General features: G+C 68.9%; 10 protein-coding genes. 1 reads left to right on the top strand and 9 read right to left on the bottom strand.

Annotated features, from left to right (window positions below; translation table 11 throughout):
* Nucleotides 1–21: 21 nt before the first annotated feature.
* The 9 genes from BLU81_RS35495 to BLU81_RS35535 form a co-directional block, all read right to left on the bottom strand.
* Nucleotides 22–1350 carry a glycosyltransferase family 2 protein gene (locus tag BLU81_RS35495; RefSeq protein ID WP_092551429.1) on the bottom strand — a complete coding sequence of 443 codons (1329 nt, stop codon included), beginning with the start codon at nucleotides 1348–1350 and terminating at the stop codon, nucleotides 22–24.
* A gap of 291 nt (nucleotides 1351–1641) precedes the next feature.
* On the bottom strand, nucleotides 1642–2412 hold the full coding sequence (locus BLU81_RS35500; protein WP_157751951.1) for a hypothetical protein: 771 nt from the start codon (nucleotides 2410–2412) through the stop codon (nucleotides 1642–1644).
* 122 nt (nucleotides 2413–2534) lie between these two features.
* Nucleotides 2535–3161 (bottom strand): GTP-binding protein, encoded by a 627-nt coding sequence (locus BLU81_RS35505; protein WP_092551434.1) that lies wholly within the window; start codon nucleotides 3159–3161, stop codon nucleotides 2535–2537.
* On the bottom strand, nucleotides 3139–3600 hold the full coding sequence (locus BLU81_RS35510; RefSeq protein WP_092551437.1) for a DUF742 domain-containing protein: 462 nt from the start codon (nucleotides 3598–3600) through the stop codon (nucleotides 3139–3141). The genes BLU81_RS35505 and BLU81_RS35510 overlap by 23 nt, the downstream gene beginning before the upstream one ends.
* Nucleotides 3597–4043 (bottom strand): roadblock/LC7 domain-containing protein, encoded by a 447-nt coding sequence (locus BLU81_RS35515; protein WP_092551440.1) that lies wholly within the window; start codon nucleotides 4041–4043, stop codon nucleotides 3597–3599. Before BLU81_RS35515 ends, BLU81_RS35510 begins: the two co-directional genes overlap by 4 nt.
* Nucleotides 4040–7030 (bottom strand): sensor histidine kinase, encoded by a 2991-nt coding sequence (locus tag BLU81_RS35520; protein ID WP_092551443.1) that lies wholly within the window; start codon nucleotides 7028–7030, stop codon nucleotides 4040–4042. Before BLU81_RS35520 ends, BLU81_RS35515 begins: the two co-directional genes overlap by 4 nt.
* The gene (locus BLU81_RS35525; RefSeq protein ID WP_231953663.1) at nucleotides 7017–8153 is read right to left on the bottom strand and encodes a hypothetical protein; all 1137 of its coding nucleotides are present in this window, start codon (nucleotides 8151–8153) and stop codon (nucleotides 7017–7019) included. The genes BLU81_RS35520 and BLU81_RS35525 overlap by 14 nt, the downstream gene beginning before the upstream one ends.
* Before the next feature lie 477 nt (nucleotides 8154–8630).
* Nucleotides 8631–10301, bottom strand: a complete 1671-nt coding sequence (locus BLU81_RS35530; protein WP_092551450.1) for a DUF885 domain-containing protein — start codon at nucleotides 10299–10301, stop codon at nucleotides 8631–8633.
* 10 nt (nucleotides 10302–10311) lie between these two features.
* Nucleotides 10312–11379 (bottom strand): PHP domain-containing protein, encoded by a 1068-nt coding sequence (locus tag BLU81_RS35535; RefSeq protein WP_092551453.1) that lies wholly within the window; start codon nucleotides 11377–11379, stop codon nucleotides 10312–10314.
* Between the two features lie 87 nt (nucleotides 11380–11466).
* On the opposite strand from BLU81_RS35535, the gene BLU81_RS35540 reads away from it, so the two are divergent.
* Nucleotides 11467–13314, top strand: coding sequence for a M48 family metallopeptidase (locus BLU81_RS35540; protein ID WP_092551455.1), 1848 nt, complete (start codon nucleotides 11467–11469; stop codon nucleotides 13312–13314).
* Nucleotides 13315–13318 lie beyond the last annotated feature (4 nt).

Genomic DNA, 13318 nt, shown 5'->3' on the forward strand with positions numbered 1-13318 from the left:
GCCTTTTCTCGAAAGGGGATTTCAGGCGGCGAGAGCGAGGGGTTCTTCGACGAGGCGCTCGGTCTTGGCCCAGGACTGGCGTCCGCTGGCCTGCCGGCCCAGAGCGCGGTAGGTGGCGGCGAGACCGAGGATCAGGAACGCCGGGTACGCCAGGGCGGCCATCAGCATTCGCGTCATGCCCTCGTCGCCGTGTTTACGCTGGTGGACCGCTGCCCAGAGCAGGCCGGGGAAGGTGGTGACCCCGAGCCACAGGCCGAAACTCACGGCCATCGCCTCCCAGGTCGGGATGAAGACCAGTGGGTGGCCGATCAGCAGGCCGCCGAAGCCGGCGATTCCGGTGCCGATCAGCAGCACCGTGACCATCGCGTTGGCCCACGGGGAGAGCAGGTAGTGCAGCATCTCGGCCAGAGCGATCCGGGCGACCCGCGGCGACGAGAAGAGCCGGCCGACGTACCGGGCGCACTGCATGTTGCCCTGCGCCCAGCGGGTGCGCTGCCGGGTGAGCCGGCGGATGTCGACGACGGCCTGCTGGGTCACCGAGGCCCGGGAGGTGTAGCGGATGCCGACCCCGTTCAGGTGCATGCGCAATCCCAGCTCCATGTCCTCGACCAGGCAGCTGGACCAGGGCGCGGCGCCCAGTGCCTGGAGAGTGGAGAGCCGGCTGAACTGGCCGTTGCCACCGAGGCCGACGGTGTCCAGAGCGTCACGCATGTTCTGGCAGGCGTCGACGATCGCGCCGAACTCCAGGTCCTGCACGGCACCGAGGAGACGGTTGCGGTTGCGGATGCGGACCTGCACCTGGGCCGCGCCGATGCGTTCGTCACGCATCAGACGGGAGATCTCGACCAGGATGTTCTCGCTGCCCTGGCCGTCGCCGTCGATGATGCCGGCGACCACCTTCTCCGGGGCCATGCCGGCCTGCTCGGTCAGCATCGAGATGTGCCGGTAGGCGGCGTTCAGCGCCTCACCCTTGCCCTGCCGGGCGGCCGGCAGTTCGCGGCGCAGGATGTGCAGACGGGGGTGGTCGATCGCGGCGAGCACCTCGGGGGTGCGGTCGTCCGAGCCGTCGTCGACGACCAGGACCCGGGACAGTGTTCCGGCCGGGCCGCGCAGCTTCAGTGCCGCGCCGACGGTGTTGGCGACGACGGCCTCTTCGTTCAGGGCCGGGACGATGATCCAGAAGTGCTCGGGGCGGCCGTTGCCACCGGCCACCGACCGGTTGACGGTCTTGGCGCGGTGCGTGCCGTGGTAGCGCAGTGCGAACCAGACCAGGACCACCGTGGTGATCGGCCAGGCGAGCAGCACCGCATAGCCGGCGACGGCGATCTGCCAGCTCTCCGACGCGCCCATCGGTACCTCCCCGTTTCACTCACTGTCCGTGTAATCCGTGGCTTTTCTCCCGGACGTATTAGGACATTAGGTAGCTACCGAGCGTGACTCAATAGCGGTGAGCGGAACGGAGACGGACTCCGGCCAAAAGGTCTAACCCAGACATCTCAGACGGGATATCAACAGGCGAAACGGGGCGCGTTCATGGGCAATTCCGGCAAAGCGGCGCCGTACCGCAATGGAGTCGACTGACCACTTAGAGTGACTTACGCGGGCGGCCAGTAACACTTACGGAGAGTGATCAGATGCTTACTAGGGGCCGTCGAGCAGGGTCGGGTCGCTGCGCAGCATCGCCGCCAGGCGACGGGCCGCCTGCTCGGTCTCCTCCGGGCGCTCCACCTTCAGCGGGATCGGCTCCTTCAGCGGCTCCAACAGCGGCGGCTCCGGATCGGGCTGCTGCTGGGTCTGCTGGGAGTACTCCGCGTATTCCGCGTACGGATGCGGGGGCTGTTGTGCCGCCGCGTACGGATGCGGGGAAGCCTGGGTCTGGGGTGGGACCTGCGGGGGCGGCGTCGGAGCGAACGGGTGCGGAGTGATGTTGCCGCGCTCGGCATAACCGGCGGCCTCATACCCGAACGGGGTCTCGTGCGCCCGCTGCTGCACATACGGCTGCTCGGCCGTCGTGGGCTCGGCGTAGTCGTAGTCGGTCGGGCCGAACCGGTCCTGATCGTCGTGACTGGCCCGGGGCATCTCCGCCGCGGGCGCCGGCTCCTCGGCCGGTTCCTCGACGTCGATCTCGAAGTCGGCGTGCCGCGAACCCTCAGCGGCCCGGGACGCGACCGTGTTGTCGGCGGTCACCTGCACCACGCCGTCGGCCATGGCGAAATGGAGCAGCACCGGATCACCGGTGCCCTCGACGCCGACCGTGACGCTCATCTGGGGATTGCGGGACACCACACCGGCGATCGCCTCGACCAGCTCCGTCACCGCCGGCGGAGTGCCACCACTCTCGCCGGTCGCGCGACGGCGCAGCTCATCCCGTCGGGCGAGCTTGTCGAGTGCGTCGTCCAATCCGCCTCGCACGTCACTGTCCTCTTTCCTGCACGGTCGCCCGGTATCCCAACTCTGCCCCTCCGCGGGCCGGTTTGGGAACCGCCCTGTTCCGCCTCCGGTGGGAAACCTTCACCGGGCGACCGGTCCAAACCCTACGACTTCGTGCGGATCGCCTTGTCGAGAGCCTGGTCCAGAACGACGAGCAGAGCGTCCCGCACCGAAGAACGGAATCGTGCATCGAAGGATATGACCGGGATGTCTTCGCGTACCGCGAGGGCCCACCGCACCTCCTCGACGCTGTAACTCATCTGGCCGTTGAACGTGTTGATGCCGACCACAAAAGGGAGACCGGCCCGCTCGAAGTAGTCGACCGCCGGATAACAGTCGTCTATTCGGTTGGTATCTACCACAACCAGGGCACCGAGTGCACCCCTGACGAGGTCGTCCCACATGAAGGCGAACCGGGTCTGGCCCGGCGTGCCGAAGATGTAGAGCTTGAGCGTCTGGTCGATGGTCAGGACGCCGAAGTCCATCGCCACGGTCGTACCGGTCTTCAGGGTTGCTTGACCGGGGTTGTCGATACCGACGGACTCCGAGGTCATCTCGGCCTCGGTGGTCAGCGGTGAGATCTCGGAGATGGCGCCGACGGTGGTCGTTTTGCCCACCCCGAAGCCACCGGCCACGATGATCTTTACCGGGACGGGTGCCTTCTTCGGCACAGCGCCGCCTGGTATGCGCGCGGTGCCGACGACACGGTTAGCTGATGGATCGAAGTCCACGGATCACTCGCATGATGGTCTCGGGGTCTGGTGTGTCGTTCTCCAGCACATGAACGTCGAGCTGACCGGAGGCCCGAAGGTCGCCGACCAGGATTCGCGTCACGCCCAGGTGCAGGCGGAGGCGTGCGGAGATCTCGGCTACCGAGATCGGGCTGTCCTCACAGATAGCCACGATCGCCCTGGTCTCCGGTGTGAGCCGGGACGCCGGCGCACCTGGCACCAGCGTCACCTGAGTCTCCATACCGATGTCGGGGTCTCCTCCATCGGTTCGCCCGGCCGTGATGACGAACGGGCGCAGCGTGTTGGTCGAGGCGTTGACCGGCGGCTGTTCCCCGGTGGGGGTGTAGCCGCCGGTCGGCTGCTGAGGACCGGATTGCAGGAACGGCCGGACTCCTGGGCGCGCCGGAGTTACCGGGTCGTCGGAGGCCGGGTAGGTCATTGCTGAACGGCGTTCTTCAGCTCGGCGATCAGGCGCGGGCTCAGCGCACCCCCGGCGCGGGAGGCGAAGAGCGTCATCTCGTACGCCAAGGTGCCGAGGTTCGCCGAGCGGTCCGCGATGACACCGAGGACGGAACCGGCGCTGATCGCGGTGACCAGCAGGTACCCGTCGGCCATGTCGATGATGACCCGGTTCAGGGCACCCAGCCGGTACCAGCTCGCCGCACCACCGGAGAGGCTGGTCAGGCCGGACACCACGGCCGCGAGGCGCTCGGCGTTGGGCCGGTCCTTGATCGCTGACATGGCCATCAGCAGACCGTCCGAGGAGACGGCGATGGCTTCGATCACTCCCGCGGTACCGGAGGTGAACGAGTCCAGCAGCCAGTTGAAGGTTTTGGCTTCAGCGCTGAGCTGGCTAGGTGCGGCGGAGTAAGGGGATGTCATCGCGGTTGTCCCTCGTGTTGTGGCTGACTTTCATTCAGCGCGAGTGCGACTCCGTACTCGAACTGATCCATGAGAGCTCGTACGGCCTCGGGATCCAGCGTCGTCGGGGCCGGCGGCTGGATCGGGGGGTGCTCGTCACGCGGAAGACTCGCTCCCGGCACACGACGGGTCAGCTGCGCCGAGCCGTTGGAGGCCGGAGGGGCCGGCGGTGCCGCCGGGACCGGAGCGGGCGTCTCGTTCCACGGCGCCGGTGCCGGCGTCTCGTTCCAGGAGGACGGTGCCGGGGTGCTGTTCCAGGACGACGGAGCCGGCGTGCTGTTCCACGACGACTGGCTGAGATCCGGGGCCGGCATCGAGACGCTGGTGTCGTTGGCGTCCCACTGCGCCTTGGTGACACCGGCCTCGAAGGCGTCGAACGCGGCACGCGCGGCCAGGGCGTCGTCCTGCGACTGCGGGGCGGCGAGCTGGTGCGGTCCGCTTTCGACCGGGAGCTGGTCGCCGGGAACCCGGCGCCGCAGCGGGTTGGGACTGCCGTTGCGCTCCGGCTCCGGTGCTGCCGGGGCCGCCGGGGCCGGGATGACCGGTACCACCGGGGACGGCAGCGCGGGCGCGGTGGCCTGCGACGGGATGTTCCAGGTCGGCTGAGCCGGGGGAAGCGCCGGAAGCGCGGCCGGGACCCGGCCGGCGATCGGGGTGCCCATGTCGACCTGCTGCGCCGGGTCCGGGTAACCACCGGCCGACGGGTAGGACGGCTCCTGGTAGGCCCGTCCCGGCGAGTACACCGGCTCGGCGTCGTAGATCGGCTGGCCCGCGTACGGGTCACCCGGGCCACTGCTCAGCGCGGGTGCGGCACCCGGTCCGAAGGCGTTCCAGGAGTTGCCGGACTCGACGATCTGGGTGGCCCGGCTCAGCACCACCGGGTCGAACGGCTGCTGGCTGCCCGGCACCGACCGGACCCCGGCACTGGTGATCGCGACCTCGGTGGTGTTGCTGCGCAGTGCGCCGGAGTACGCCGGGACCTGCTCGGGGGCCTGGATCTGCGGCACCGAGGGCGGCGCCGGGATCGTCGGCGCGCTGTTGGCCGGGAAGGTGGCCGGCGCCAGCGGGCTGAGGTTCTCGATCCGGGCGACCATGTGCGACGGGTTCAGGTCGATCCAGGCGGTCAGACCGCCGTCGGGCGTGTCGGTCAGGGTCACCTCGATGCCGTGCCGGCGAGCGAGCCGGCCGACCACGAAGAGACCGAGCACCTCGGTGGGCGCCAGGTCGAGGCGCTCACGACGGGTGAGCCGGGCGTTCTCCTCGGCCAGACGCTCCGGGGCCAGGCCCAGACCGCGGTCGATGATCGCCAGGCGGGCGCCGCCCCGCAGTTCGTCGGCGCTGACCGTGACGTTGGTGTGCGGCGGGGAGAACACCGTGGCGTTCTCCAGCAGCTCGGCCAGGAGCAGCGTCAGGTCGGCCAGGATGGCCGGGACCACGATGATGTCCTCGGGGATGTCCACCTCGACACGGGTGTAATCCTCGATCTCACCCAGGGCGAGACGAACCACGTCGGAGAGGGCCAGCGGGGCCATGTGCTCGTTCGCACCGGCACCACCGGAGAGCACGACCAGCGCGGACGCGTTCCGGCGCAGACGGCTGGACATGTGGTCCAGTCGGTACAGCTCGCGGAGGCGGTCGCTGTCGGTCTCGCGGCGTTCCAGCGAGTCGATCAGCGACAGCTGACGGCCGACCAGGTTCTGGGTACGCCGGCCGACGTGGCCGAACATCTGGGCGACGTTACGGCGGCCGAGCACCTGACGTTCCACCAGCCGGGCGGCGGTGGTCTGCACCCGGTCGAAGGCTCGGGCCAGGTCACCGATCTCGTCCTGGGCCTCGACGTCGACCGGGTCCAGTCGGATCGGGCGGACCTGGGCCTCGGCCTCGTCGTCGGCCACCCGCTCGAGTTCGGACTCGGCGGCGCGGGCGATGCGGTCGGCGGAGATCGTCAGGCGCCGCAGCGGCCGGGCGACCGCGCGGGCCATGAAGATCGACAGCGTGATCACCAGGATGAGCAGCAGGACCGCGCCGCCACCGAGGAGGACGGACTGCCGGATGGCGCTCTCCCGGTTGCTCGTCACCGTGGTACCCACGTCCTGGGCCACGCGCTTCTCGACGAAGCTACCGAGGACGGTCACTGACTGGAGCGACGGGAACAGTGTCTTGATCTGCAGGTCCCGCAGCGCCTGTGCCGGGTTCGTCTCCAGGGTCTGGCTGAACTTGGTGCCGACCCGGAAGTTGAACGCCTGCTGGGTGCTGATGTAGAGCTTGTACTGGGCGTCCGTGAAGTACACCCGGGACGTGGTGATCAGTGCCTCGATCTGGGCGAAGTCCGAGGTGAACTCGCTCAGCATCTGGTTGGCCAGCAGCGTGTTCCGCGGCCGGGTGACCACCGCTGCGGCCAGCCAGCAGGAGGCCTGGCTGATCAGGTCGTCGGAGCGCATGGCGCGTTCCAGCGCGTACACCTGCCGGCCGACGCCGGTGGTCAGGTCAGCGCCGACGGCCAGGCCGAGACCGGCGATCAGCGGGTCGATGGCACCGGTGAAGTCCTCGATCACGTCCTGCGCCTCGACGGCGTTGTTCAGCACGTTCTGCCGGGTGCTTTCGAGGCGGGCGGCGCCGGCGATGGCGCGGCGCAGATCCACCGGGGCGCTCTTGTCCTCGGCGAGGTGCGCCACCACGTCGGCGGCCTCCGCGCTCTGTGCCACCAGGGCCGGGCGCTCGACCAGGCCGAGCAGGTAGCCCACCGAGAGCAGCCGCTCCTCCTGGAGCTCGATCAGCGCCGAACTGACCTGGGTGGCCCGCTGGACGGTGTCCGAGATGGCTCCGGCGGTACGGGCCGCGTCGACACGCTCATAGATGACCGGGATGCTCAGACCGACAACACCGAGCAGGGGGACCAGGATAAGCAGGGCCAGTTTGCCCAGAATGCGGAACTTACCGAAGAGCACCGGAACGCTCCCGCCCAGCCGACCCGCTGCCGTAGTTGGAGGCGTCGCCGTAGCCGGGGACCTGGTCGTACGGGTTACCCGAGCCGCCGTACGTACCCGGGCTGGCCGGGCCGGACTGGCCGGGCTGGCCGTCGTGGTGCACCGAGATGTCACGGCCGCTGTCGCCGGCGCCGGACGAGCGACCGGCCGAAGCCGCGCCGCTGCGCGCCCAGAACGTGGCGAGCAGGATCAGGATGACGGTGACACCGAACAGCACCCAGGCCTCGGCCCGGCGGTAGGTCAGGCCGTCCGTCCGCTCGTCGAGCAGGGTCTGCATCTCGTTGAGCAGGACCGTGGTCAGCGCGCTCAGTGCGGTGCTCAGGGTGCTCTGCGCGGTCACCAGGGTGGACACGTCCGGCTCGCCACCGAAGTTGGCACCACGGTTGGCGGCCTCGACACCGCGACGGAACGAGTCGAGGTTGTTGACCGTGTTACCGGCGAGAGTGGCGCTGTCGGTCTCCTCGGCGGCGGCCTGCAGGTTGTCGGTCAGCTTGGCGACACCGGTCTGAACCGAGTCGACCTCGATGCCGAGCCGGACCTGAAGCGCGGGCTTCTGGGCCCGGGCGGCACCGGCGACCATGTTCGCCAGGTCGCTCATCCGGCTCACCGCGGTGACCGTCTCGGGCATGTTCACCGCGATGGTCTCCTGCAGGAACCAGATGTCGTTCTGCTGGTCCATGTTGAGCTTCGAGTTCTCGCGGACCTCGTTGTAGAGCCCCAGCGCGAGGTCGCCGACCTCGACGTGGGCCTCGAAGACCTGCTGCGAGTTGCCCGTGATGCCGGGTAGCTTGCCGATCTTGTCCTTGACACCGGCCCAGCGGTTCGTGGTGCCGAGCGCCCCGCCCAGGTCGGTGTCCGCTTTCTGCACACGGTCGACGGCCGAGGTGAGAGAGGCCGGCTCGGCCTTGACACCCTGCAGCGCCTGCGACTGCGAGTCGGCGAGCGCGCTGATCAGGGGGGCCAGTGCGACGAGGTACTGAACGCCCTGCTGCTTGAGCTCGGTGTCCTCACGCTGAGTCGAAACGTCCTCCAGGACACGCAGGAACAGGGCTGCGGTCGGCAGCACGACGAGAACCGTCAGCACTGCCGCGAGGGCGGAGCGTAAACGGGTTCGCCGGCTGTTCACCGAGACTGACATTGCTTTAGTCCTCCGCCATGCACACGCGATGGGCCAATGGGGGGCTACAGATAGTAGCCATGCGGGCGCACCGATCCGGGTCAATCTATCCGAGAAATCCTCAGAAAACCCCTTTCCAAGGGTCAGAGTTCGCTCGGCTGATCGGGGGATGCGCGACGCTGCGGACCTGACGGTTCGAATGCCCCTGGCTGGGGCTCCGGGCCTGAGGGGAACCAAGTGAGAGCGCCGCGAGAGATCGTATCCGTACCGTCCCGGAGACGTGAATATGAGTTCTACTTCGGATTTGTTACGTCTTGGCTGCGCCGTTTTTACGGAAAGTGCTCGATCGCTCGCGATGCGGTCAATTACCACTCCGAGTAATCGACCTATCACGCAAAAACGGGTCTCTCCGTCCCGATTTCGGTAAGGAGAGACCCGAATGACTCAAATCCTGGCCAGTGCCTTGCGCAGCGGGTCGAGACCCAGCGACCCCAGGTTCAAAGCGTCCCGGTGAAAGCTCTTGAGGTCGAAATCACTTCCTTTACGAAGCTTCGCCTCATCCCTGGCCTGCAGCCAGATCCGCTCGCCCACCTTGTACGACGGCGCCTGCCCCGGCCACCCGAGATAACGCTTCCACTCGAACCGGAGCACGTCCTCCTGAACCCGGGTGTGCGCTCGCAGGAACTCCCAGCCCAGCTCAGGCGTCCACCGCTCGCCGGGATGGAAGCCGAACGGATTGTCCCGCGGGATCTCCAGCTCCAGGTGCATCCCGATGTCGACGATGACCCGGGACGCCCGCAGCGCCTGGCTGTCCAGCATGCCGAGCCGGTCACCCGGGTCGGACAGGTAGCCGAGTTCCTCCATCAGGCGTTCGGCGTACAGCGCCCAGCCCTCGCCGTGCCCGGAGCACCAGCAGAGCAGCCGCTGCCAGCGGTTGAGCGTGTCGGCCCGCAGCAGCGCCTGGCTGACCTGGAGATGATGGCCGGGGACACCCTCGTGGTAGACGGTCGTCACCTCCCGCCAGGTGGAGAACATCTTCTGCTCCGCGGGCACCGCCCACCACATCCGCCCCGGCCGGGAGAAGTCCTCACTCGGCCCGGTGTAGTAGATGCCGCCGTCGCTGGTCGGCGTCAGACAGCACTCCAGTTTGCGGGCCGGCTCCTCGATGTCGAAGTGGGTGCCGTTCAGCTCGGTGATCGCCCGGTCGGACAGCTCCTGCATCCAGTCCCGGAAGGCCTCCTTGCCGCGGATGTTGCGGGCCGGATCGGCGTCGAGCAGGGTGACCGCCTGCTCCACCGAGGCCCCGGTGCCGGCGATCTCCGCGGACACCGCGCGCATCTCCCGCTCCAGGCGGTCCAACTCGGCGAAACCCCACTGGTACGTCTCGAGCTGGTCGATCTTGGCACCGAGGAAGTACTGGGAACAGAGTTCGTACCGCTCCTCGCCGGCTGCCTCCTTCGCCCGCCCGCGCGGGGCCAGCTCGTCGCGCAGGAAGGCGCCGAAGGCGGCGGTCGCCTCGGTCGCCGCCGCCGCGCCCCGCTCCAGCTCGGTGGCGAGCGCGCCGGACGCGCTGAGCCGGCGGGTGAGACCGTGGAAGAAGTCGTCCCGGGCCGGGTCGGTCCACGCGTCGCACTGCTCGGCCACCGCGATGAGCTGCGCCCGGGCACTGACCCGATCGCTGTCGGCACCCTCCAGCAGCGTGCGCCGGTACTGCTTCAGCGCGTCCGGGAAAGCCTGCAGCCGGGTAGCGATGTTGGCGACCGCCTCCTCACCCTCGACCGGCATCACGTCGAAGACCATGCGCATCTCGTGCAGACCACTGGTGATCACGTTGACGTCGGTGGCCGCGTAACCCGCGTCCTGCTGCGCCAGCTGGAGGCCCAGGCGCTCCAGCATCGCGTCCTTGGCGACGTCCTCCGACTCGTGCTCCGGGTCGGTCACGTCCAGTTCGTTGATGGTCCGCCGGGTCAGTTCGGACCTTGCCTGATAGCCCTCCGGAGAGAGGTCGTCCAGTCTGTCGTCGTAGCCGGTGATGCCGACAGCGGTCGCGCCCGTTGGGTTGAGCACGGCCCACTCGTCGACGTATCGGTTGGCAATTTCGTCGATTCGTCCCACTGTGCCGACCCTACGGAACTCGCCCGTGCGACGCAGTCCACTTAAGGAGGTGCTCCGCCGTCCAGGTGTTGATCACCCGCTCGGTGGGCACGCCGCACAGCGCGGCCCGCTCACAGCCGAAGCCGAGCCAGTCGAGCTGACCGGGGGCGTGCGCGTCGGTGTCGATACTGAACAGACAGCCGGCCTCGACCGCGACGGTCAGCATCCGCTTCGGCGGGTCCAGCCGGTCCGGGCGCGAATTGATCTCCACCGCCTTGTCGTGCTCCAGGCAGGCGGCGAGCACCTTCGCCAGATCGAAGTCACTGGGCGGCCGGGTCCGCGTCTTGGAGTGCGCGGCGTCCCCGGCCCCGGCCGCGGCCACCTTGCGTCCGGTCAGGTGACCGAGAACGTCCAGGTGCGGGTTCGCGATCGCGGTCACCATCCGCCGGGTCATCCGGGCCGAGTCGTCCCGCAGTCTGCTGTGCACCGAGCCGACCACCAGATCCAGCCGGGCCAGCAGCTCGTCCTCCTGATCGAGGCTGCCGTCGTCCAGGATGTCCACCTCGATACCGGTGAGAACGCGGAAACCGTCCGGTAGTGCCTCGTTGAGCCGGGCCACGTGGTCGAGCTGCCGGCGCAGCCGGTCGGCGGTCAGACCGCGGGCCACCGTGAGTCTCGGCGAGTGATCGGTCAGCACGAACCACTCGTGCCCCAGGTCCGCCGCGGCCAGCGCCATCTCCTCGATCGGCGAGCCACCGTCGGACCAGTCGGAGTGCACGTGACAGTCACCCCGCAGCGCCGCCCGTAGAGCGGCGGCCGCGGCCGGCAGGTCGGTGCCCTCGGTGCCGGTCAGTCGGCGCAGGTAGACCGGCTCCTCCCCGGCCAGTGACTCGGTCACACACCGGGCCGTCACCTCGCCCACCCCGGACAGTTTCGCCAGCGTGCCGGCCTCGGCGCGGGCGGTCAGCTCGTCGTGCGGCGTCTTCGCGACCACGGCGGCGGCCGACCGGAACGCGCGCACCCGATAGGTCGCCTCGTTCGCCCGCTCCAGCAGGAAGGCGATCCGCCGCAGGTCCGCCACCGGATCACGCGATGTCATACGGCCAGCGTAGGACCTCTGAAGAATCTTGCCCGGCGGATATCGAGATCGGTATCTTCCGACGGCTACATCCACGGGGGAGGAACCATGTCCACAGCGCTGCGCGCCGCCGTATCGGTGGCGATGCTCGTCGGCTTCTACGTACTCGGCCTGCTCCAACTGGCCGTCGTCGGCTTTCTGCTCTACGAGATCTGGACCCACCTGAGCGGCCTCGGCGCCGCCAAACTGAGCTGGGTGCTGCTCGTCGCGGTCGGTGCGGTGGTCACCGGCCTCTGGCGGGCGATCCGCTCCCGGCCGAGCGAGCCCGAGGGCCTGCTGATCAGCCCCGAGCAGGCGCCCGTCCTGTGGCAGACGGTCCGGGAGATGGCCACCGAGGCCGGCACCCGCGCGCCCGACGAGATCCGGCTCGTGCCCGAGGTGAACGCCGCGGTCAGCGAGGACACCACACTGCTCGGCCTGATCGGCGGCACCCGGCGGCTCTACCTGGGCATGCCGCTGCTGCAGACCTTCACCGTCGACCAGCTCCGCTCGGTCCTCGCCCACGAACTCGGCCACTACTCCGGCTCGCACACCCGGCTCTCCGCGGTCGCCTACCGGGGCCGGGCGGCCATGCACGAGACGCTCAGCCGGGTCGGCAAGTGGAACGTCTTCGGCTGGGTGTTCAAAGGCTACGGCCGTCTCTACCTGCTGGTCAGCAACGCCGTGACTCGACAGCAGGAATTCGAGGCCGACCAGGTCTCGGTACGGGTCGCCGGTCTCGACGCGGCGGTCAGCACGATGCGGGAACTGCCCGTCATCGACGCCGCCTGGGACTTCTACTTCGGACGGTACGTGGCCTACGGCTGGGAACACGGCTACGCGCCCGACGACATCTTCGGTGGCTTCGGACAGCTCTACGCCGCCCGTACCGAGGAATTGGCTCGTTTGCGTGACCAGGAGCCGGACACCGAGACCTCGCGCTGGGACACCCACCCGGCGATCGGCGAGCGCATCGCGGCGATGCGGGCGCTGCCTGCCGTCCAGCACGCGCCCGACCGCCGTCCCGCCGCGGCCCTGCTGCCCCAGCTCGACGGCACCGGCCTCGCCCTCCAGGCCGCGGTGGTGAACTTCGGTGACCGCGAGGTCCTGCCCTGGGCCGAGTTCACCGCCGCGTCGATCACCGCGGTCCAGCAGCGTCGCGCCGACCGGATCTTCCGTTCGGCCGGGCGGCGGCTCGGTGTCCAGGAAGCCGGCCTCGCCGAGATCTTCGACCTGGTCACCACCGGCAAACTGGGCGAACTGGCCGCCGAGTTCTTCCCGAACGCCACCCGCAAGGAGGCGGCCGTGGCCTTCGCCGACCCGATGGACGACCTGATCACCCTGGCCGCGGTGCGGTCCGGCGTGGCCACCTTCCAGCACTCCTGGTCGGCTCCGGCCCGGCTGGTCGACGCCGCCGGGGAACCTGTCGACTACGCCGAGATCGCCAAACTGGCGGTCGACCCGCAGACCGTCGAGGAGGCCCGGGAACGGCTCGCCGCGATCGGCGTCCACGTCGACGCGGCCCGGGTCGTCGAGTCCAAGGCCACCGCGAGCGGCGCCGACGTGCTCGGTGCGATGGCCAGTCTCAAGGTCGACGACCAGGACTCCGACCTCATCCTGCTGAACCGCGGCTTCGTCTTCGTGCCCGCCCCGAAGGGCAGCGGCGAGGGTGAGAAACGGCTCAAGGAGATGCTGTCCAACAACGACCCGGCGGTGCTGGCCGGCCTGTACCGGTTCGTGCCGTACGAGGAGGTCACCGACGCCAAGATCCTCAAGGCGGTGCCGATCAGCTTCGAGCTGACCCTGCACGACGGCACCAGCATCGCGGTCAAGGCCCGGTGGACCGGTGAGGAACTCGGCGACAGCCGGGACACTGTCGAGGCGGTACTGAAACGGATCAGCGAGCGGGCGGAGTAACGAC

Origin of the sequence: Actinoplanes derwentensis (assembly GCF_900104725.1) — a bacterium.
Taxonomy (GTDB): domain Bacteria; phylum Actinomycetota; class Actinomycetes; order Mycobacteriales; family Micromonosporaceae; genus Actinoplanes; species Actinoplanes derwentensis.